The organism is Pseudomonas sp. W3I7, from assembly GCF_030816095.1.
GTDB classification, from domain to species: domain Bacteria; phylum Pseudomonadota; class Gammaproteobacteria; order Pseudomonadales; family Pseudomonadaceae; genus Aquipseudomonas; species Aquipseudomonas salomonii.
Genome location: NZ_JAUSXP010000001.1, coordinates 5,418,758 through 5,439,224 on the forward strand (window position 1 = coordinate 5,418,758; position 20,467 = coordinate 5,439,224).

The window sequence follows — 20,467 nt, forward strand, 5'->3', positions numbered from 1 at the left end:
GGGTAATTATCGGCTGATCTTTAGCCCCTTACGCCCGGCATGCCGCTCCATCGCCAGCTCGATCAAGCGGCTCACCAGTTCGCTGTAACTCATCCCCGCCGCCTGCCACAGCTTTGGGTACATGCTGATACGTGTGAAGCCCGGCAATGAGTTGATCTCGTTTATCAGCACTTCGCCGTCATCGGTGAGGAACACATCAACCCGCGCCAAACCCGCGCAGCCCAAAACCTCAAACGCTTCGATAGCCAGGCGGCGAATGCGCTCGCTGGCTTCGACGCTGATATCGGCCGGCACCACCACTTGGGCGGCCTGGTCGTCGATGTATTTGCTGTCGTAGGAATAGAAGCCGTTGCTCACCACGATCTCGCCACAGCCACTGGCGATGGGGTTGTCGTTGCCCAACACGGCACATTCGATTTCACGGCCTTGGACGGCAGATTCCACCAGCACTTTTTCATCAAAGCCCAAGGCCAGTTCTACTGCGGCGTGGTACTCGGCTTCGTTGCCAACCTTACTCACGCCCACCGAAGAACCCTGGTTGGCGGGTTTGACGAACATCGGCAAACCGAGCTTGTTCATAGCCGCTTCAAACGAAGTACGCGCCGCATTGCGGCGGGTCAGGGTGATAAACGGTGTGACGGCAATCCCGGCATCGCGCAGCAGACGCTTGCTGATGTCTTTGTCCATGCAGACCGCCGAACCCAGCACGTCGGAGCCGACGAAAGGCAGGTCGGCCATACGCAGCAAGCCTTGCAGGCAGCCGTCTTCGCCGAGGGTGCCGTGGACGATGGGGAAGATCACGTCGATGTGTTCCAGCAGGCCTTGCCCGGAGGTTTCCACCACTTGCTGATTGGCCTTGCCCGGTACGACTGCCAGCTCACGGTTGGATTGGTTTAGAGCGATAAGCGCCGGGTTTTCCTGGTTGATCAGAAAGTTCGACGTGTCGTTGAGGTGCCAGTGGCCGGCCTTGTCGATGCCGATCAAGATGGGTTCAAAGCGCGAACGGTCCAGCGCATCGACGATATTGCGCGCCGACTGCAACGAGACTTCATGCTCGGCCGAACGGCCACCAAAAATAATACCTACCCGCACCTTGCTCATGACCCGGCCTCACTATTGAAAGTAAGGCTTCTTACCATGAGCGGTCAGCGATTCGCTACCAGATGTGCGCCGAACAGCAGGTAGCAACCACCGGCAAAGCGGTCGAGCCATTTGCGTGAGCGCGCGTAAAGGTTGGCCATGCGCTCGCTGGAAAACACCAGGGCAACGCTGGAATACCAACTGAACGACAAGGTGGCCATGGTGATGACTGCCAGGGTGAGCAGTGCTGGCGAAGGTGATGGCGGCATGGTCGAGGCAAAGGCCGTGGCGACGAACAGCGCAGCCTTGGGGTTGGACAAGTTACCCAGTAACCCGAACCGCCAGGCAGAGAACAATGAGCGGCGTGGTGCGTCGGGCAGAACCGTCTGGCCCGCAGCCGGAGCCGAGCGTTTGAACAATTTGAGCCCGAGGTAGATCAGGTAACAACCGCCGATGATCTTGAACGCCAGGTAGAGCATCGGCGCAGCAGTAAACAGCGACTTGATGCCCAGGCCGCCCGCCAAGCCCCAAATGATCGTGCCGCTGGCCACGCCCGCCGAGGCCACAACGCCATGGCGCCTGGAGCAGCTGGCAGCCAACTGCGCGGTGTTGAAAAAGTTTGGCCCAGGCGTCACCACAGCAACCGTCCACAGCAGTGCCAGCGAGACCAACGGGGCCACATAGGCGGGGTTGAAAAAATCCATGGGGCAGCTCCGTCAGCGCAGTACACGAACCTGGATCATAGGCCTCGGCTCACGCTTGCACAATCGTACAAGACCCCGGCAGACAACCGCTGCAGACTCGGTTAACGTGTTTCCACCTCTACATGTGACAAGTCATCATGGGCCAACCCACTTCCACCCTCGACTGGCTGCACCGCGCCCCGCACGCCAGCGGCCTGGACCGTATCGAGGCGTATTTTGCCGGTTTTGCGTTCGACCCGCATCGCCACGACACCTACGCCATCGGGCGCACCTTGTTTGGCGTGCAGAGCTATCACTACCGCGGTTGCATGACCCACAGCCTGCCGGGCCGGACCATGGTGATTCACCCCGATGAATCCCATGATGGCCGCGCCAGCAGTGTGGAGGGTTTCAAGTACCGCATGATTTATGTGGAGCCGGCGCTGATCCAACAGATTCTCGGTGGTCGGCCATTGCCGTTTATACACAACGGTTTGTCGACTGACCCGCGCCTGTTTCGCGCCAGCGAAGTGTTGCTGCAAAGCCTGGACTGCCCGATCGACCCGATGCAGGAACAGGACGCCCTGTTCGACCTGGCACACGCGCTGAACGCGGCATCCGGCGCAATCATCAGCCGCAAATCCTTCGATTATGTGGCCGCCGAGCGCGCCCGTGAGTTTATCCACAGCGCCCTGGGCCGCAGCATTACCCTGGATGAAATGGCCGACCACTGCGGTCGCGATCGCTGGGCGCTGTCGCGAGACTTTCGTTTGTTGTTCGGCACCAGCCCCTACCGCTACCTGACCATGCGGCGGCTGGATTTGGTGCGCAGCTTGCTGGCCCAAGGCCAATCGCTGGTGGACGCGGCCCTGACGGCGGGATTCACCGACCAGAGCCATATGACCCGGCAATTTCGCAGCACCTACGGCATGCCGCCGTCGCGGTGGGTGAAGATGCTCGGGCGCTGATTGCCCCACCGGAAATGCGATTAAACCTGTGGGAGCTGGCTTGCCTGCGATGGCGGTGCATCCGTCAATATATTGGGTGCCTGACACACGCTATCGCAGGCAAGCCAGCTCCCACAATGCGGGGTCGCCGGCAAAAACACTCACCCGGCCTGCAGCACGCTGTAGCCGTAGACCTGTTGGCAAGGCTTACAACTGGCGCCCGACAACCGGCGCGCCGATGCTGAGGAAATTCCCGCCGGCGATATGGTGCAAGGTGCGCAATTCGTCATGCCCTTCGAAGTGCCAATGCCCGTCGCTGAACACGCGCGCGTCGGCATAGGCGGCGACCACTTCGCCGAGGAACAGGTCGTAGGTCTGCTGGTTATGTGGCTCGGGCAACAAGCGGCATTCCAGCCAGGCTACGCAGCCTTCCAGCAGCGGTGCCTGGGTGTGTTCGCCACTGAAGGTGTGCAGGCCGTAGGCGGCGAACTTGTCGGTCTCGGAGCCGCTGGTATTACCGACCGTCTGCACCAGATCGGCCTGCGCCACACAGGGCACTTGCAACACGAAGGTGCCGGCGCCTTCCAGCAGTTGCCGGGTCCAGGTGGACTTGTCCAATACCACGGCGACTTTGGGCGGTTCAAAATCCAGCGGCATGGCCCAGGCGGCAGCCATGATATTGCGTTTGCCGTCGTGGGCGGCACTCACCAGCACGGTCGGCCCATGGTTGAGCAAGCGGTAGGCCTTGGACAGCGGAACGGGGCGACGGTGGGTCGGGCTCATGGAGGGTCGGCTCTTCAAGCAAGAAAAAACCTACGATACCTCAAGCACAAGCCCTACGGGTCAGCTCGACAGCTGATTGGCGAACTGCCCCACCGCGCTGACGACTTTTTGCGCGCCGTCCTGGATCTCCACGATCACCGTGCCCGCCTCGGCCGCCAGGGCCAGGCCTTGCTCGGCCTGCAGGCGGCCGTCGTTCATCAAGGTCACCGCATCGCGGGCCATGTCCTGGTTCTGGCGCACCACGCCGACAATCTCTTCGGTGGCTTTGCTGGTACGCGAGGCCAACTGACGCACCTCATCGGCCACCACCGCAAAACCACGGCCCTGCTCACCGGCACGCGCCGCTTCAATGGCTGCGTTGAGCGCCAGCAGGTTGGTCTGTTCGGCGATGCCGCTGATGGTCTTGACGATAGTGCCGATCACTTGGGATTGCGCATTCAACGCCTCGATGCCGTCACCGGCCTGCTGCATGTGCTTGGCCAGATCACGCATCACATCCACCGCCTGGGTCACTACAGTGGTGCCGCGCTGGGCGCTGTTGTCGGTTTGCAGCGAGGTGCTGTAGGCGATGCTGGCAGCTTCGGCCACGGCTTGTTCCCGATTTACCTGATCGGTAATCACCGTGGCGAACTTGACCACTTTGTACAGCCGGTCATTGGCGTCCAGCACCGGGTTGTACGTGGCTTCCAGCCAAACCGTGCGGCCGTGGCTATCGATCCGCTTGAAACGTGCGGCAACAAACTCACCGGCGTTCAGGCGCTTCCAGAACTGTTGGTATTCGGCGCTGTTGTACTCCTGCGGTTCGCAGAACATTCGGTGATGCTTGCCCTGGATCTGCGCCAGGCTGTAGCCCATGCCACCGAGAAAGCGATCATTGGCGGTGAGTACATGCCCGTCGAGGTCGAATTCGATCACCGCCGTGGAACGCACCAGCGCAGTGATCAGGTTTTCGTGCTCGCGCGACGCCTCGATGGTGCGGGTGAGGTCGCTTGAGTAAATCGAAAAATGTTTGATGCGCCCCGCCGAGTTGCGCACCGGCTGCACGATCGAGCGCAGCCACGCTTCCTTGCCGTTGCCACGTATCAGGCGCACGGCGCCGGCGAAGTGTTCGCCGCGCACCAGGGCATTTTTAAAGCGCAGCTGGAATTCGTCCTGGCGCACATGCGGCGGCACCAGCTCATCAATGTGACGCCCCACAATGTTGCTGGCCTGGTAAACCAGTTCTTGCAGGAAGTTGGCATTGGCCCACTCCACCCGGCCGTCGGCGTCCAGCGTCAGGCACAGCATTTCACTTTCCAGGCTCTCCTTGACCTGCTGCAAGCTCGACAATTCTTCGCGAAGAGCAGACAGCTCTTGCTTCAGGCGGGTATTGAACATGGGGCACCGGTGGGCATTGGGTGAGGTGGATCTGACCTGCATCGGCGCTGCCGGGGTTTTCTGAAGCGCTTTTTTTCGCCGCACCCAACTGTTTTTTGGATCCATTAACCGCCGTTGTTTCGACAGACGCCCATCACTTGATACTCCAGGGTATTGAGCTTACCGGTGGAGTCTTCATAGGTCATGCGCGACGGCACCGCCTCGCAGGCGCGGATCGGCGGCGTCACGTTGACCACCTTCTCAATGTCCAGCTCCATGCCATAGCGATAGGTCTGCACCTCGGGCGCGGGTTTGCCCTTCTTTTCGGCGTAAGCGGCCATGGCTTTTTCATTGCGCTCCATCATCAGGGCAAAAGTGCGGTCCCCGCCGCCTTCGGCCAACGCGCCAAAAGACAGGGCAGCGACCAAGACACCCAGGGCAACTTTATAAGCATTCATCATTAGTTCCTCGTCTGAAAAGTTCAGTGACGAGATTAATCAACCAACCCTGACGCAATGTTCACCAAAACATTACTTATTTGTTAGGTGGCCGTAAGTTTCCAGAATTGTAATGTTCACGCCATGAGTTCGTTATCCGCGGTTTGCAACTATCGGCCCGGGCCAGATCAATAAGAACGCCCGACTCTATAAGAAGCTGAAAACTGCCACTACCCAGGAGCGAAACATGCACATTCCTTACTACATCCTTCCCTTTTCCTTACTGGCCGCGCTGCCTCTGGCGGCCGTAGCCGTTGAGGACAAGCCCGAAGGTTTTATCGAAGGCAGCCGCGTGAACGTGCTGGCGCGCACGTTTTACTTCAACCGCGACGACCGCAAGGGCCAGTCCAGCCCTACCGGCAACGGCTACTCCGAAGCCCTGGCGCAAGGCTTGATCGGCAAATTCGAATCGGGGTTTACCCAAGGCACCGTAGGCTTCGGCCTGGATGCGTTTGTCATGTACGGCCTCAAGCTCGACTCGGGCACCGGTCGCAGCGGCGGCAAGGGTTCGTTCGGGGTGTTGCCGGTAGACAGCGACAACCACCCCGAAAGCAGCTACAGCAAATTCGGCGGCGCGGCGAAACTGCGGGTACTGGACACGGTGATAAAGGCTGGCGATGTGTTCCCCGCGACGCCGGTGGTGGCCGCTGGCGATTCGCGCCTGTTGCCGGAAAGCTTTCGCGGCGTCACCGCGCAGAACACCAGCCTTGAGGGCTTGAGCCTGCAAGGCGGGCGCCTGAGCGGCATGAGCCAGCCCAGCGAAAGCGGCATGAACAAAGGCTTTGCGACCTTCTATGCAGGCAAGGTCGACTCACCCTGGATCGGCTATTTCGGCGGCGACTACGCGGTGAACAAACACCTCAGTGTCAGTGCGTACAGCAGCCGCCTGAAGGACGCCTGGGACCAGTACTACGTCGGCACCAACGCCAGTTACCCGCTGAGCGACGACGTGTCCTTGTTCGGCGACGTCAACTATTACAAGGCCGTGGACGAAGGCAAAAAGCTGCTGGGCGAATTCAACAACAACATCTGGAGCGCCAGGCTCGGGATCAAGGTTGGCGCCCACAGCCTGGCCCTCTCGCACCAGCGCAACAATGGCAATGACGACTTCGACTACCTGCGCCAGTCGGACTCGATCTTCCTCAACAACTCGATCCAGTACAGCGACTTCAACTCGCCCAAGGAGCGCTCGTGGATGGCGCGCTACGACCTCGACATGCAGGCCTTCGGTATTCCCGGCCTGTCATTCATGACCCGCTACGCCAAAGGCACCGGCGCCGACTACAGCAACGCCAACGCGGTGTACATGCGCCGCGACGCAGCCGGTAACCCGCTGACCGATCAACGCCGATGGGAACGGGATATCGAGGCCAAATACGTGGTGCAAAGTGGCAGCCTCAAGGATTTGTCCTTGCGTTTACGCCAGGCCACGGTGCGCTCCAGTGCGTTCGAGTCAGACCTGGAGGAAGTTCGCTTGATTGCCGAGTACCCACTGGTTGCACTGTGAGCCCTTACATTCGCTTGCCGTTAACTAACATCTGTTCACAAATAGCCGGTTATCAAAACTGTAATATTGAGCTCAGCTTCCCGTTAAGTTGAAGTTCCTATACTCGCATCAACTTATTTGCACCGAGCAACATTCGTCTCTAGAAGCTTTTTTGTAGCTCCTTTGGAAAGAGATGAATTTTTAACGCCCCTCGGGGCGTTTTTTTTTGCGGGCAGGTTTAGCAGCGACCAATGGTCGCAGTTGACCCTGAAGCTACTTCACAGTTCAGACTTTTCCTACTCACAAAACACCTGATTCCATAAGGAAATGGAGCCCTTCTCCCTCAGTAAAAGGTAAATTCCCATGCGTATCCTTGTGGTTGAGGACGAGCAAAAAACCGCCGACTACCTGCAACAGGGCCTCAATGAAAGCGGTTATGTGGTGGACTGCGCGTCCAATGGCATCGACGGCCTGCACCTGGCCGGGCAGCACGCCTATGAGCTGGTTATCCTCGACGTCAACCTGCCGGGCAAGGATGGCTGGGAGGTGCTGGAGCAGCTTCGCCGCAATGGCACGCAACGGGTGATGATGCTGACTGCCCGTGGCCGCCTGGCCGACAAGATCAAGGGCCTGGACATGGGCGCTGATGATTACCTGGTCAAACCCTTCGAGTTTCCCGAGTTGCTGGCGCGGGTGCGTACCCTGTTGCGGCGCAGTGAGCATATCCCGCAGCCGGACGTGTTCCGCGTATTGGACCTGGAGCTGGACCCGCGTCGCCATCGCGCCTATCGCGGCACTCGGCGTATCGACCTGACCACCAAGGAGTTTGCGCTGCTGCAGGTGCTGATGCGCCAGACCGGCGAAGTACTGACCCGCACGCAGATTATTTCGCTGGTGTGGGACATGAATTTCGACTGCGACACCAATGTGGTGGAAGTCTCCATCAGCCGCTTGCGGGCCAAGGTCGATGACCAGAGCGAAGTGAAGCTGATCCACACCATTCGCGGCGTGGGCTATGTGCTGGAGGCGCGCGGATGAAAGCCGGCAGTTTGTCGATGCGCCTCGGCTTGACCGTCAGCCTGATGGGCGCCGGCCTGGTGCTGTTGCTGGCGACCCTGGCGTACGTGGCGCTGACCCACGAGCTGGAAAAGCTGGCGCGCAAGAACCTGGAAAGCAAGATGGAGCAGATCCAGCACAGCCTGGCCCAAGGCCTGGACGCCAACCGCATCCGCGCCCGCCCGCACTCATTGATGGACCTGGTGATCGGCCACGACAATTTCTACCTGACCATCGTCGGCACCGCGCCGGATGAAAGCGTACTGCTGAGCATTGGCGCCAAGCCCCAAGAGCCTTTGCTGACGGACTTCGCCCCCAGGGAAACCCTCGGCTACCTCAATTGGGCCGACAGCAATGACAACCGAGTGCTCAGCGCCTCCAGCCTGATGCGCCTGGCCAATGGCGAACGGGTGCGCGTGCTGCTGTCGCTGGATCGCATGGACGATCAGGCGTTGCTCAGTGCCTACCTGCGCGCCACCTTGATTGCCTTGCCGATGCTGCTGATCCTGATCGGCATGGGCGCCTGGTGGCTGGTGCAACGCGGGCTCGCGCCGCTGAAGCAGTTCAGCCATGTGGCGGCCAAGGTCACCACCCAGGACCTGACCCACCGTTTATCCATCGATAACCTGCCCCATGAGCTGGGCGAATTGGCCCATGGCTTTAACGTGATGCTCGACCGTCTGGACGCGGGGGTGCAACAGCTGTCGCAATTCTCCGATGACCTTGCCCACGAAATGCGTGCGCCATTGACCAACCTGATGGGCAAGGCCCAGGTGACGCTGTCCCGCCAGCGGCCACCGGAGGAATACAAAGCGGTGCTGGAATCCAACACCGAAGAGCTCGAACGCCTGGCGCGCATCGTCTCCGACATGCTGTTCCTGGCCCAGGTCAGCCATCCGGCCGCGCGGGGCTCATTTACCCAAGTGTCGCTGGCGGACGAAGCCCATCGCGTGATGGATTTGTTTGCCTTAAGTGCCGAAGACAAACAACTGACCTTGACCCTCAGCGGCAATGCCCAGGTGCAGGGCGACCGCCTGATGATTCAACGTGCGCTGTCCAACCTGCTGTCCAATGCCATTCGCCACAGCCCGGCGGCCTCGCATATTTCGCTGCTGGTGGAGGCCTATGGCAATCAGGTTGCGCTGTCGGTCAGCAACCCCGGCCCCGGGATCGAGGCGCAGCACCTGCCGCACCTGTTCGAACGTTTCTACCGCGTCGACAGCAGCCGCGCCCGCACCGAAGGCGGCACCGGGTTGGGCCTGGCCATCGTGCAATCAATCATGGCCCTGCACCAGGGGCAGGCTGACGTACGCAGCCTGCCCGGCGGCTTTACCTTGTTTCGCCTGGTGTTTCCTCGGGTACTGCCTGAATAGGGAATGGGCACTTCAACGATGTGGGAGCTGTCGAGCATTGGCGAGGCTGCGAAAGCGGTGGGGCAGGCAACTTATATTTCGCCTGTGCCGCCGCCTTCGCAGCCTCGCTGGGGCTCGACAGCTCCCACATTTGAATAGCTTCGCTGGTGGGATTTGCGCCCGCCGCGATGGCCCTGCGGACTGAGATCTAACCAACACAGCCAATTCCCTGTGGGAGCTGTCGAGCTTTAGCGAGGCTGCGAAAGCGGTGGGTCAGGCAGCTTATGTTTCGCCTGTGCCGCCGCCTTCGCAGCCTCGCCGGGGCTCGACAGCTCCCACATTGGATCTTTGTTGCTGGCGGGATTGTGTCTGGCGCGATGGCCCTGTGAATTGAGATCTAACCAACACAGCCGATCCCCTGTGGGAGCTGTCGAGCTTTAGCGAGGCTGCGAAAGCAGTGGGTCAGGCAGCTTATGTATCGCCAGTGCCGCCGCATTCGCAGCCTCGCTGGGGCTCGACAGCTCCCACATTGGATCTTTGTTGCTGGGGGGGGTTGTGTCTGGCGCGATGGCCCTGTGAATTGAGATCTAACCAACACAGCCAATTCCCTGTGGGAGCTGTCGAGCTTTAGCGAGGCTGCGAAAGCGGTGGGTCAGGCAACTTATGTATCGCCAGTGCCGCCGCCTTCGCAGCCTCGCTGGGACTCGACAGCTCCCACATTGGATCTATGTTGCTGGGGGGATTTGTGTATGGCGCGATGGCCCTGCGAACTGAGATCTAACCAACACAGCCAATTCCCTGTGGGAGCTGTCGAGCTTTAGCGAGGCTGCGAAAGCGGTGGGTCAGGCAACTTATGTATCGCCAGTGCCGCCGCCTTCGCAGCCTCGCTGGGGCTCGACAGCTCCCACATTGGATCTATGTTGCTGGGGGGATTTGTGTATGGCGCATAGCCCTGCGAACGGAGATCTAACCAACACAGCCGATTCCCTGTGGGAGCTGTCGAGCTTTAGCGAGGCTGCGAAAGCGGTGGGTCAGGCAACTTGTGTATCGCCAGTGCCGCCGCCTTCGCAGCCTCGCTGGGGCTCGACAGCTCCCACATTTGAATTGTTTCGCTGATGGGATTTGCGCACGCCGCGATGGCCCTGCGAACGGAGATCTAACCAACACAGCCGATTCCCTGTGGGAGCTGTCGAGCTTTAGCGAGGCTGCGAAAGCGGTGGGTCAGGCAGCTTATGTTTCGCCTGTGCTGCCGCCTTCGCAGCCTCGCTGGGGCTCGACAGCTCCCACAGTTGAGCGTTGTCGCTGGGGGAATCTGCGTTCGACGCGATGGCCCCGCTCACCGAAACCTCAGCAATAAAGCCGATCCCCTGTGGGCGCTTTGGAGATTTCATTACCAAGCCCGCTCAGCTCATACGCATCATTCCTCCTGGCGATGCGCCCACTGGTACAGCGCCGGCAGTACCAGCAAGGTCAGCAACGTAGAGGAAATAATCCCGCCGATCACCACCGTTGCCAGCGGCCGCTGCACTTCGGCGCCGGTGCCGGTGGCGAGTGCCATGGGGATAAACCCTAGTGACGCTACCAGCGCCGTCATCAACACCGGGCGCAAGCGCGTCAGCGCGCCTTCGTTGACCGCCAACGCTAACGGGCGACCTTCTTCACGCAGGTTGCGGATAAAGGCAATCATCACCAAGCCGTTCAGCACCGCCACACCCGACAACGCGATAAAGCCCACGCCCGCCGAGATCGACAGCGGAATATCGCGCAGCCACAGCGCCATGATGCCACCCGTCAAGGCGAACGGGATTCCGGTAAACACCAGCAAGCCGTCCTTGAGGTTGTTGAACATCATGAACAGCAACCCGAACACCAACAGCAACGCCACCGGCACCACGATGCGCAAACGCTCCGAGGCTTCCTTCAACTGTTCGAACTGGCCACCCCAGGTGGTCCAATAACCGGCAGGCACCTTCACCTGGGTGCTGATGGCCGTCTCGGCCTCTTCAACAAACGAGCCGATATCACGCCCGCGCACGTTGGCGCTGACGATCACCAGACGCTTGCCATTCTCGCGGCTGATCTGGTTCGGACCGAGCACCAGGTCCAGGCTGGCCACCTGGGACAAAGCAATAAAACCCAACTGCCCCGCCGCACTGCCGGCCAACGCAGGCACCGGAATCAACAGCCGCGACAGGCCCTCGATATCGGTGCGCAATGCGTCGGATAACCGCACAACCATATCGAAACGCCGGTCGCCTTCGTACAGCGTACCGGCCTGGCGCCCACCCACAGCCACGGCAATGGTGTCCTGCACATCGCCCACATTCAGGCCAAAACGTGCGGCCTTGTCACGGTCGATATTGATGGTCAGTACCGGCAGGCCGGAGGTCTGTTCCACCTTCACCTCCGAGGCGCCATCAAGCTTTTGCAAGGTTTCGGCGATTTCCCCGGCGGTCTTGTTGAGCACCGCCATGTCATCGCCAAACACCTTCACCGCCACGTCACTGCGTACCCCGGAAATCAGCTCGTTAAAACGCAACTGGATCGGTTGCGACAGTTCATACGCACTGCCCGGCACAATCGCACTGGCGCGCTGGATATCGGCAATCAGCGCCTCGCGGGACTTGTTCGGATCCGGCCATTGGTCCTTCGGCTTAAGCATCACGTAGCTGTCGGAAATGTTCGGCGGCATCGGGTCAGAGGCGATTTCCGCCGTGCCGGTGCGCGCAAATACCCGCTCGATTTCCGGCACGTGGGCGATCAGTATTTTTTCCAGCTGCTGCTGCATCTGCACCGATTGCGTCAGGCTGGTACCGGGTACGCGCAACGCTTGCTGGGCGAAGTCGCCTTCGCTGAGGCTGGGGATAAACTCGCTGCCCATGCGACTCGCTACCGCGCCCGAGGCGACGATGGTCAATACCGCCAAACCGAATACCAAAGCACGGCGCGCCATGACCCAATCCAGCACCGGCGCATAGACCCGACGTGCAGTGCGCATCACCAGGTTTTCTTCTTCCTTGACCTTGCCGGTCACAAACAGCGCAATCGCGGCGGGCACGAACGTCACCGACAGAATCATCGCCCCCAGCAGCGCAATCACTACGGTGAAGGCCATGGGATGGAACATCTTCCCGGCCACGCCAGTGAGGGCGAAGATCGGCAAGTAAACCACCATGATGATCAACTGCCCAAAGATCAGCGCCCGCCGTGCTTCCTTGGCCGCCGCGAACACTTCATGCAGGCGCTCGCTGCGCGTTAACAACCGCCCATGCCGCTGCTGTGCATGGGCCAGGCGGCGGATCGCGTTTTCGACGATCACCACCGCGCCGTCGACGATGATGCCGAAGTCCAGCGCGCCGAGGCTCATCAGGTTGGCGCTGACCTTGTTGGTGAACATGCCGGTAAAGGTGAACAACATTGCCAGCGGAATCACCATCGCCGTGATCAACGCCGCGCGGATATTGCCCAGGAACAGAAACAACACCGCGACCACCAGCAGCGCGCCTTCGAAGAGGTTTTTCTTCACCGTGGCGATGGCTTTTTCCACCAGGTTGGTGCGGTCGTAGACCGTCACGGCGACCACACCGGCGGGCAGTGAGCGGTTGATCTCTTCGAGTTTTTTCGCCACGGCCTGGGACACGGTGCGGCTGTTTTCGCCGATCAACATGAACACCGTGCCCAACACCACTTCCCGGCCGTTTTCGGTGGCCGCGCCGGTGCGCAACTCGCGGCCGATTTCGACTTGCGCCACATTGCGCACGCGAATCGGCGTGCCATCCGAGCTGGTGATGACAATGTTGGCGATATCATCAATCGACGCCACCTGACCCGGCGCACGGATCAGCAATTGCTCGCCACTGCGCTCGATGTAACCGGCGCCGACGTTGGCATTATTGCGCTCCAGCGCCGTGACCAGATCACCCAACGTCAGGTTGTAGGCCGCCAGGCGCTTGGGGTCCGGGGCTATCTGGTATTCCTTGGCGAAGCCACCGATGGTGTTGATCTCGGCCACGCCCGGCACATTGCGCAGTTGCGGCTTGATGATCCAGTCCTGTATCACGCGCAGGTCGGTCGGCGTGTAGGGCGTGCCATCGTCCTTGCGCGCGCCGTCTTCGGCCTCGACGGTCCACAGGAAAATTTCGCCAAGGCCGGTGGAGATCGGCCCCATCGCAGTTTCGATACCCAACGGCAATTGCCCGCGTGCCACTTGCAGGCGCTCGTTGACCAATTGGCGGGCGAAAAACAGGTCGGTGCCGTCTTTGAAAATCACCGTCACCTGGGACAACCCCGAACGCGACAACGACCGCGTCTGCTGCAAACCCGGCAACCCGGCCATGGCGGTTTCAATCGGAAAGGTAATGCGCTGTTCGGTCTCCAGCGGCGAAAAACCGGCCGCCGCCGAGTTGATCTGCACCTGCACGTTGGTGATGTCGGGCACCGCGTCGATGGGCAACTTCTGATAGCTGGCGATGCCGACACCGGCCATCAACAGCACCGCCAGCAGCACGATGATGCGCTGCTCGATGGCAAATTGGATAAGGCGCTCAAACATGGGGAATCACTCGCAGGGTCAATGGGCGTGCTCGGCCGAGCCTTTACCCAGTTCAGACTTGAGGATGAAGCTGCCGACGGTGGCCACCTGCGCCCCGGCGTCAAGGCCCTGGCGCACTTCGACGTAGCCGTTTTCGCTCACACCGAGTTCGAGGTGGCGGGTGATAAAGCCCTGCGCAGTGCGCACGAAGACTGAAGGTTTGTCCTCGACGGTCTGGATCGCGGTTTGCGGCACGGTGACCTTGGCCTGGTAGGTATCGGTGGCCAATTGCACCGTCACAAACAGGCCCGGGCGCCAGGCGTCATCGGGGTTGGGCACGGTCACGCGCACGGTGGCGGTACGTGTCTGTTCGCCAAGCAAATTGCCCACGTAGGCCACGGTGCCCTGCACCTCGGTACCCATTTCCGTGGAGATGACCTTCACCGGTTTGCCGACCCGCACCTTATTCAAATCCTTGGGGAACACGCCGAAGGTGACCCACACCTGGGACAGGTCCGAGAGCGTGAAGGCGTTGCTGGTCTCGCTGACCACCTCGCCAACGCCGAGGTGTTTTTCCACCACCACGCCGGCAAACGGCGCTCGCAGTTCATAACGATTGCCACCGACCAGGACCGCACTGCCGCTGAGGGCGGTCATCTTCTGGCGCGCATTGTTCAGGGCGATTTCGGCCTCTTGCAGGGTCTGCCGCGCCAGCAGGTAATCCTGCTCGGCGGAGATTTCGTCCTTCCACAATTGGCGCTCGCGCTGGAAGGTAGTGCGCGCCAATTCGACCCGGCGTTCACTGGCTGCCAGCTCGCTGCGCTGGTCGGAAATCTGCTGGCTGGAAATGACCGCCAACAGCTCGCCTTTCTTCACCGACTGGCCAAGGTTGACCTTGACCGCCTCCACCACACCCGCCGCACGCGGGACGATGTGCGAGGTACGGTCCTCGTCGAAACGCACTTCCCCCGGCAGCGTCAACACCGTGCTGATCGAGCGCGGTTGCGCCTGGGCGAGTTGGATACCGGCGGCCTGGATCTGCTGTTCAGTGAGTTCAAGCGCGCCTTCTTCTTCATCGGCGACGGCAAAGCCAGACAGCATCAGGCCCAGAGCGACGGCCAGCGCCACGCCATGTGTATGTTTCATAAAGGACTCCAGAAAAAATCAAAACCGGGCGAGGTCGCCGTAAATCCGTTCGATACGCACCCAGGCATCCGTGGCCTGGGCGGTCGCCGCGAGGTATTGGGTGCGTGCGGCGATCAAGGTGCGTTGGGCGTCGAGTACGTCGAGGAAGTTGAACTTGCCCATCTCGAAGCCACGGGTGGCGCTGTCCACCGCGCTTTGGGCGGCGGGCAGGATCTGTTGGTTGAAGACGCGCACTTCGGTATCGGCGGTTTGCCACAGGTCCAGAGCCTGGCGGGTCTCGGTGCGCAGGCGCAGTTCGACGACGTTGCGCAGGTCGCGGGCCTGGTCGGCGCGACGGCTGGCGGCCAGCACATTGCCCTGATTACGGTTGAACAATGGGATCGGCATCGACACGCCCACCACGTTCACACGTTCACGCACGCTGGCGTCGTACTGGCTGCCGATCGATACATCGAGGTCGGGAATCCGCTGGGCTTTTTCCAGGCCCACGCTGGCCTCGCTTTGCTGGATGTGCAGTTCGGCCAGGCGCAACTCGGTGGTTTGCTCCAGCCGCGCCAGCAAGGGTGCGGAGGGCGGCAACGGTGGCGCGGATTGGCTTTGCGTGGCGACCGCCTGAAAGTCAGGGTTGGCGCTGCCGGTGCTGGCGGCGAGACGGCGGTAGGCATCCGTGAGGCCGATCTGCGCGCGGTTCAGTTCAAGGCGGATCTCCGACAGTTGCACCTGAGCGCGAGTGGCCTCCACTGGCGACGACTTGCCAGCCTTGACGCGGCCATTGGCGACCACCAGGCCGCGCTCGGCCAAGGCCATCGAGCGTTGTGCCAGGTCGAGGCGTTCCTGGGCTCGCAGGGCGCCGTAGTAGCTGTCGATCACATCAGCGCGCAGGCCGTTGCGACGTTGCTCCAACGTCAACGCGGCGGCATCCTGAGCGCGCATTGCCACATCGATACGCGCCCCACGCTTACCACCCAGCTCTAATGTCTGGCTGAGTTTTATCGTGGTGGTGCGCGAGTTGCGGCGGGTGTCTTCGGCATCCCAGGAAGCCACTGGATTGGGGATCAAACCCGCCTGCTGGCGGCCGCCCTCGGCGATGTCGATTTCCCATTGCGCGGCGGCCAGGTCGGGGTTGTTGGCGAAGGCGGTTTGCAGGGCTGAATCGAGAGTGAGGGTTTGAGCCTGGGCGGCGTTCGCCGCTACCCACAACGCTGCTGCCGCCAAAAGTGTTCTAAAAGAAAGTGCCATAACGAGAGTTCCACGCCCATGAAGTCGCTGAGGTTTCCCAGCGGGGGCAATGTAGCTTTCGCGACTTATCAGAGCGGTGTGAGCGAACATTACAAATCCGACAGGCACGGCCTCAGGCGTGCACCTCGTCAGGGGCGTCGTGATGAAAACCTTCGCCTTCGACCTGCAAGGTGACGTGGGAAATATCGAATTGTTCGTGCAGCAATTCCGTCACTCGCGTGAGGATTTGTTGCTCAGTGCCTTGCGATTGATCCGCAACCAAATGCGTGCTCAGCACATTCTTGCCGCTGGTCAGCGCCCAGATATGCAGGTCGTGCACGTCCTTGACCCCAGGCACGCCGCGAATGGCCTGCTCAACCTGATCGATATCGATGCCGTCCGGCACACCTTGCAGCAGGACGTTCATGCTTTCCTTGAGCAGCGTCCAGGTGCGTGGCAACACCCAGAAACCAATCGCCGCCGCCACCACGGAGTCCACCCAGCCCCAGCCGGTAAACATGATCACCACCGCCGCAATCATCACGCCGATGGAACCGAGCATATCGCTCCAGACCTCCAGATAAGCGCCCTTCACATTCAGGCTTTCACCGCTGGCAGCGCTGAGCAGGCGCATGGAGATCAGGTTGACGATCAGCCCCAGCACTGCAATCACCAACATGCCGGTGGACTGGATTTCAGCCGGTGCCTGCAACCGTTGATAGGCCTCGTAAAGGATATAAAACGCCACGGCGAACAGCAGCAGCGCATTGAAGGCCGCCGCCAGGATCTCGAAACGCGCATAACCAAAAGTGCGCTTGCGGTCGGCCGCACGCTTGGCGACCTGAATGGCCACCAGGGAAATCGCCAGGGCCAGGGCGTCGGTCATCATGTGCGCGGCGTCGGACAACAGCGCCAGGCTACCGGTGACAAACGCGCCGATAACCTCGGCAATCATGAAGCTGCCGGTCAGCCCCAGGGCCATCCATAACTTGCGCTCGTGGCCGGCGCGTACTTGGGCGTGGCTGTGTCCTGCGCTCATGGCATGTCCTCATGGTGTGTAGGCCGTTGATCATAGAGCTATAGGCCAAATTACCGCGCATACCTTGCAAACTTGTCACGCGCCCACCAGCTCATTGTTAGATTGAGCGCACCAAAATCGCCCATGCATGCGCCGCGGCAGTTCTATCAGGTATGCTTTTCGAGCAGGAAACAAAAAGAAACAAATTAGCCAACCTGTTCGATAAGGAGTCCCGTTTTGGAGTTATCGACTGCCGCGTGGATGGTTCACGACACCCGCCTCATGTTCTGCGTTCTGCTGGCCATCGCCAGCATCATTGTGTTGATCAGCGCCACCAAGCTGCCGCCGTTCCTGTCGATTCTGATCGGCACGTTCATCGCCGGCGTGGGCGCCGGGTTGCCGCCGGAAGAAGTCGCTAAAGCCTTCAGCAAAGGCGCCGGGGCGATTCTCGGTGAAGCCGGGATTATCATCGCCCTGGGCTCGATGCTCGGCGCGCTGATGGCCGAATCCGGCGCGGCCGACCGCATCGCCACCACTTTGCTCGGGTTGGGCAAAGGCAAGTCACTGCCGTGGGTGATGGCGCTGGTGGCCATGGTGATTGGATTGCCGCTGTTCTTCGAAGTCGGCCTGGTGATGATGGTGCCGATTATCTTCGTGATGGCCAAACGTTCGAACCAGCCACTGCTGAAAATTGCCATCCCGGCGCTGGCGGGCATGACCACCCTGCACGCCCTCATGCCCCCGCATCCGGGGCCGTTGATTGCGGTGGGCGCGTTGCACGCCGACCTGGGCCTGACCATGTTGCTGGGCTTCTGCCTGGCGGTGCCGGCAGTGATTCTCGCTGGCCCGCTCTATGGCAACTGGCTGTCCAAGCGCCTGCACGTGGATGAGCCGGCCGACATCGGCGCGCTGTTCAGCGCACCGCCCAAGGCGCCGCGCCAGCCGAGCTTTGGTGTGTCGCTGCTGATCATTTTGTTGCCGGTGATTTTAATGCTCGGCAGCACTTTGGCCAAAGTCGCGTTGCCAGCCGAAAGTACCGTCGGCCTGACCTTGAAGTTCCTCGGTGAACCGCTGATCGCCCTCGGCCTGGCCGTGATCGCTGCCGTCATCTGCCTGGGCTGGGCCGCCGGCATGCCGCGTGCCGAAGTCGGCAACACCCTGCGCAAAGCCCTCGCGCCCATCGCCGTGTTACTGCTGACCATCGGCGCCGGCGGCGGCCTCAAGCAAACCCTGCTGGACGCCGGCGTCAGCCAGACCATCAGCAAGATCGCCGAAGGCGCGCACATGCCGTATCTGCTGCTGGCCTGGCTGATTGCCGTGGCCCTGCGCCAGGCCACCGGCTCGGCGACGGTCGCTACCACCACCACGGCGGGCATCCTCGCACCGATGATGGCCGGGCTGGCCGCAACCCAGAGCTCATTGGTGGCGCTGGCGATCGGCGCGGGCTCGGTGTTCTTCTGCCACGTCAACGACGCCGGGTTCTGGATGGTGCGTGAGTACTTTGGTTTGCAACTGAAACAGACGATTTGGGTATGGTCGGTGTTGCAGACCATTGTTTCGGTGGTAGGGCTGGTCGGTACGCTGCTGCTCTGGCACTTTTTGACCTGAAGACGCCACATCGAGGGGAAGCCATCTTCCCCCTCACTTTGTCAGTGATGTAAAACGAAACGAGCGTCGAGTTTATCGAGCAATTCAAAGGTGTTCATATAGGGGACGCCAAACAGCGAGCAGACATTAGGAATGGTGTACTTGCGCTTGATGTCAGGGTTATAGACTTCATGCGTGACAACTACCGCCCCTGTCGTCATAGCCTTGGCTATCAGCCAGGCATCTGCGCCCTCAAGAAACTCCTCCAGCGCACCAGCCTTCATTACCGATACCTGTTCAGCAATTCTTGAGACGATATTCCCAAAGGCTGCTTGGGTCTGTTGATCATTCGAATTTTCAAACAAGCTGGAATTACCCTTTACCCACTGCGTCAACTCGTCATTGCCTTTGGCTAACTCGTCACGAACCGGAACAATACTGGCAATTTCCAACGCCTGATGCTGCTGCAGTATCCAGGCCCAATAGCCTGGGCAAATGGTCATCGCGTAATAACGGTTCTTGGCCTCGATCAACGTATTCGAATCCAATAGATGCTTCATGCCGATAGCTTCATCCCATAAGTTTTCAACTTGGCTGGCTGCACACCCAACAGTTTTCCTGCGTCTCGCAACAAAATCCGCCCGCTCTGCGCTTCTGCGAGAACGGCCTTGCTCAACCGGGTACTGTTCCTGATAGCCGCTGTGCGGTAGTAATCCCCTCCACTACCCTCTTTATCTCGATACTCCTGCAAGATCCGACGGTAGTAAGTGCCGTATTGATCATTACTGATGTAGCCAAGGTCACGGGCACGACGGGCAATCACCAATGTACTGACGCGAAAACGTCCAGCCAATGGCCCCAAGTTTTCTTCCCAGTGGACATCCGAACCCCAATGCGCTCGAAAAACATTTTCCGGCGCCAGAAACTCTCCCGCCACGGCGTTGCAAAATGCTTCCTCCTGACGGGCACTCTGATTGCTGCCATCAGACACGCCCGTGCTGCCAATCCAGATGTGCGCCAGTTCATGCATTAAAGTAAAAAGGCGTGCCGTTGGCGCGTCCGCGCTGTTGATGAAAACCACAGGCGCCATAGGATTGCTGATCGCAAATCCTCGAAACTCACTGACATCAAGTTTCCTGTGGGTATTGCCCAAAGCAACACCACTGCGCATGACGAGAATCCCGGCCTCTTCTGCACCACTCACCAAAGCTCTGACATAGTCTTCATAACCCATTCGAGCAAAAGCATCCGTGACGCCAAGTACGCGACGAATATCTGCAACCACATCTTTGATGGCCGAACGGCTAGTGAAGCTTCCCACGAAGGGCAGAGGTGAACGCTCATGATCCTGCAAGTATTCCAAGTACCAGTCTTGCTTGCGGAGCACGTCTTTCACTGTGTCCATTAGGTTCAAGCTGGGCTTGTCTGGTAAAACGCCACCCAGGGTCCGCAGGTCTGGAAGAGGAAGATGCTCGGGAGGAGGAGCCCGGAGAAAAAGATAGCCGAAAGGGACGTGCACAATGGCAGCCCATTTTTGTGCCTGGTGAAAAGAGGGAAGGCTCTGGCCGCCTTCCCACTCCTTCAGCCTTTCCAATTTGACCATGAGGCCTTTGGCAACCTGCGCCTCAGACAGCCCCGCCCGCTGGCGAGACCAGAACAGGATTGCAGGGTTGATATAGGCGGTCTGAGTCATGGGGGTAGATGTGCTCGTCAGGAATGGACGTGAC

At 60.2% G+C, this 20,467-nt stretch carries 16 protein-coding genes and 1 pseudogene; 5 read left to right on the plus strand and 12 right to left on the minus strand.

The features are described 5' to 3' along the window. Window positions 1-6 precede the first annotated feature (6 nt). Together ddlA and QF043_RS25125 are read right to left on the minus strand one after the other, a co-directional pair. On the minus strand, window positions 7-1,101 hold the full coding sequence (gene ddlA, locus QF043_RS25120) for a D-alanine--D-alanine ligase (protein WP_307420569.1): 1,095 nt from the start codon (window positions 1,099-1,101) through the stop codon (window positions 7-9). Between the two features lie 44 nt (window positions 1,102-1,145). After that, window positions 1,146-1,784 carry a LysE family translocator gene (locus QF043_RS25125; RefSeq protein ID WP_236369211.1) on the minus strand — a complete coding sequence of 213 codons (639 nt, stop codon included), beginning with the start codon at window positions 1,782-1,784 and terminating at the stop codon, window positions 1,146-1,148. Window positions 1,785-1,921: 137 nt separating this feature from the next. Here QF043_RS25125 and QF043_RS25130 point away from each other — a divergent pair, with 137 nt between their 5' ends. Beyond that, window positions 1,922-2,731, plus strand: a complete 810-nt coding sequence (locus QF043_RS25130) for an AraC family transcriptional regulator (protein ID WP_065929696.1) — start codon at window positions 1,922-1,924, stop codon at window positions 2,729-2,731. A 186-nt stretch (window positions 2,732-2,917) separates the two neighbouring features. Here the strand turns inward: QF043_RS25130 and QF043_RS25135 are convergent, their stop codons facing one another. From QF043_RS25135 to QF043_RS25145, 4 genes and pseudogenes are all read right to left on the minus strand, one after another. Then, window positions 2,918-3,493 (minus strand): flavin reductase family protein, encoded by a 576-nt coding sequence (locus QF043_RS25135; protein ID WP_307420570.1) that lies wholly within the window; start codon window positions 3,491-3,493, stop codon window positions 2,918-2,920. Window positions 3,494-3,553: 60 nt separating this feature from the next. Beyond that, window positions 3,554-3,985 carry a methyl-accepting chemotaxis protein gene (locus QF043_RS30900; protein ID WP_370589429.1) on the minus strand — a complete coding sequence of 144 codons (432 nt, stop codon included), beginning with the start codon at window positions 3,983-3,985 and terminating at the stop codon, window positions 3,554-3,556. 108 nt (window positions 3,986-4,093) lie between these two features. Then, window positions 4,094-4,975, minus strand: a pseudogene (locus tag QF043_RS30905) (PAS domain-containing protein); the annotation flags it as partial. Next, window positions 4,975-5,307 (minus strand): DUF2790 domain-containing protein, encoded by a 333-nt coding sequence (locus QF043_RS25145; RefSeq protein ID WP_307420574.1) that lies wholly within the window; start codon window positions 5,305-5,307, stop codon window positions 4,975-4,977. The gene QF043_RS25145 and the pseudogene QF043_RS30905, both read right to left, overlap by 1 nt. A gap of 226 nt (window positions 5,308-5,533) precedes the next feature. On the opposite strand from QF043_RS25145, the gene QF043_RS25150 reads away from it, so the two are divergent. The 3 genes from QF043_RS25150 to QF043_RS25160 all read left to right on the plus strand — a co-directional run bounded on the left by QF043_RS25150 (window position 5,534) and on the right by QF043_RS25160 (window position 9,261). Then, entirely contained in the window at window positions 5,534-6,853 is a 1,320-nt protein-coding gene (locus QF043_RS25150; RefSeq protein WP_307420575.1) for an OprD family porin, read from the plus strand. A gap of 342 nt (window positions 6,854-7,195) precedes the next feature. After that, window positions 7,196-7,870 (plus strand): heavy metal response regulator transcription factor, encoded by a 675-nt coding sequence (locus QF043_RS25155; RefSeq protein ID WP_017137677.1) that lies wholly within the window; start codon window positions 7,196-7,198, stop codon window positions 7,868-7,870. Continuing rightward, complete coding sequence (locus QF043_RS25160; protein ID WP_307420577.1) at window positions 7,867-9,261, plus strand: heavy metal sensor histidine kinase; 1,395 nt, start codon at window positions 7,867-7,869, stop codon at window positions 9,259-9,261. The genes QF043_RS25155 and QF043_RS25160 overlap by 4 nt, the downstream gene beginning before the upstream one ends. Window positions 9,262-10,657: 1,396 nt before the next feature. On the opposite strand, the gene QF043_RS25165 is transcribed toward QF043_RS25160, so the two are convergent. The 4 genes from QF043_RS25165 to QF043_RS25180 form a co-directional block, all read right to left on the minus strand. Further along, window positions 10,658-13,792 (minus strand): CusA/CzcA family heavy metal efflux RND transporter, encoded by a 3,135-nt coding sequence (locus QF043_RS25165; RefSeq protein WP_307420579.1) that lies wholly within the window; start codon window positions 13,790-13,792, stop codon window positions 10,658-10,660. 18 nt (window positions 13,793-13,810) lie between these two features. Further along, window positions 13,811-14,917, minus strand: a complete 1,107-nt coding sequence (locus QF043_RS25170; protein ID WP_305457551.1) for an efflux RND transporter periplasmic adaptor subunit — start codon at window positions 14,915-14,917, stop codon at window positions 13,811-13,813. Window positions 14,918-14,935: 18 nt separating this feature from the next. Continuing rightward, window positions 14,936-16,156: a TolC family protein gene (locus QF043_RS25175; protein ID WP_307420580.1), complete on the minus strand. Its 1,221-nt coding sequence runs from the start codon at window positions 16,154-16,156 to the stop codon at window positions 14,936-14,938. Window positions 16,157-16,268: 112 nt separating this feature from the next. Then, window positions 16,269-17,174, minus strand: coding sequence for a cation diffusion facilitator family transporter (locus QF043_RS25180; protein ID WP_307420581.1), 906 nt, complete (start codon window positions 17,172-17,174; stop codon window positions 16,269-16,271). Between the two features lie 216 nt (window positions 17,175-17,390). On the opposite strand from QF043_RS25180, the gene QF043_RS25185 reads away from it, so the two are divergent. Continuing rightward, complete coding sequence (locus QF043_RS25185; protein ID WP_307420582.1) at window positions 17,391-18,761, plus strand: gluconate:H+ symporter; 1,371 nt, start codon at window positions 17,391-17,393, stop codon at window positions 18,759-18,761. A 41-nt stretch (window positions 18,762-18,802) separates the two neighbouring features. On the opposite strand, the gene QF043_RS25190 is transcribed toward QF043_RS25185, so the two are convergent. Next, window positions 18,803-19,300, minus strand: a complete 498-nt coding sequence (locus tag QF043_RS25190) for a DUF4411 family protein (RefSeq protein ID WP_307420583.1) — start codon at window positions 19,298-19,300, stop codon at window positions 18,803-18,805. Next, a complete protein-coding gene (locus QF043_RS25195; RefSeq protein ID WP_307420584.1) occupies window positions 19,297-20,433 on the minus strand; it encodes an XRE family transcriptional regulator in 1,137 nt (378 codons plus the stop codon). The genes QF043_RS25190 and QF043_RS25195 overlap by 4 nt, the downstream gene beginning before the upstream one ends. Window positions 20,434-20,467 lie beyond the last annotated feature (34 nt).

Bases quoted from the DNA above. Each gene is read 5' to 3' on its own strand.
- ddlA (WP_307420569.1), bottom strand. From the start codon at position 1,101: ATGAGCAAGGTGCGGGTAGGTATTATTTTTGGTGGCCGTTCGGCCGAG.
- QF043_RS25125 (WP_236369211.1), bottom strand. From the start codon at position 1,784: ATGGATTTTTTCAACCCCGCCTATGTGGCCCCGTTGGTCTCGCTGGCA.
- QF043_RS25130 (WP_065929696.1), top strand. From the start codon at position 1,922: ATGGGCCAACCCACTTCCACCCTCGACTGGCTGCACCGCGCCCCGCAC.
- QF043_RS25135 (WP_307420570.1), bottom strand. From the start codon at position 3,493: ATGAGCCCGACCCACCGTCGCCCCGTTCCGCTGTCCAAGGCCTACCGC.
- QF043_RS30900 (WP_370589429.1), bottom strand. From the start codon at position 3,985: ATGCGTGATCTGGCCAAGCACATGCAGCAGGCCGGTGACGGCATCGAG.
- QF043_RS25145 (WP_307420574.1), bottom strand. From the start codon at position 5,307: ATGAATGCTTATAAAGTTGCCCTGGGTGTCTTGGTCGCTGCCCTGTCT.
- QF043_RS25150 (WP_307420575.1), top strand. From the start codon at position 5,534: ATGCACATTCCTTACTACATCCTTCCCTTTTCCTTACTGGCCGCGCTG.
- QF043_RS25155 (WP_017137677.1), top strand. From the start codon at position 7,196: ATGCGTATCCTTGTGGTTGAGGACGAGCAAAAAACCGCCGACTACCTG.
- QF043_RS25160 (WP_307420577.1), top strand. From the start codon at position 7,867: ATGAAAGCCGGCAGTTTGTCGATGCGCCTCGGCTTGACCGTCAGCCTG.
- QF043_RS25165 (WP_307420579.1), bottom strand. From the start codon at position 13,792: ATGTTTGAGCGCCTTATCCAATTTGCCATCGAGCAGCGCATCATCGTG.
- QF043_RS25170 (WP_305457551.1), bottom strand. From the start codon at position 14,917: ATGAAACATACACATGGCGTGGCGCTGGCCGTCGCTCTGGGCCTGATG.
- QF043_RS25175 (WP_307420580.1), bottom strand. From the start codon at position 16,156: ATGGCACTTTCTTTTAGAACACTTTTGGCGGCAGCAGCGTTGTGGGTA.
- QF043_RS25180 (WP_307420581.1), bottom strand. From the start codon at position 17,174: ATGAGCGCAGGACACAGCCACGCCCAAGTACGCGCCGGCCACGAGCGC.
- QF043_RS25190 (WP_307420583.1), bottom strand. From the start codon at position 19,300: ATGAAGCATCTATTGGATTCGAATACGTTGATCGAGGCCAAGAACCGT.
- QF043_RS25195 (WP_307420584.1), bottom strand. From the start codon at position 20,433: ATGACTCAGACCGCCTATATCAACCCTGCAATCCTGTTCTGGTCTCGC.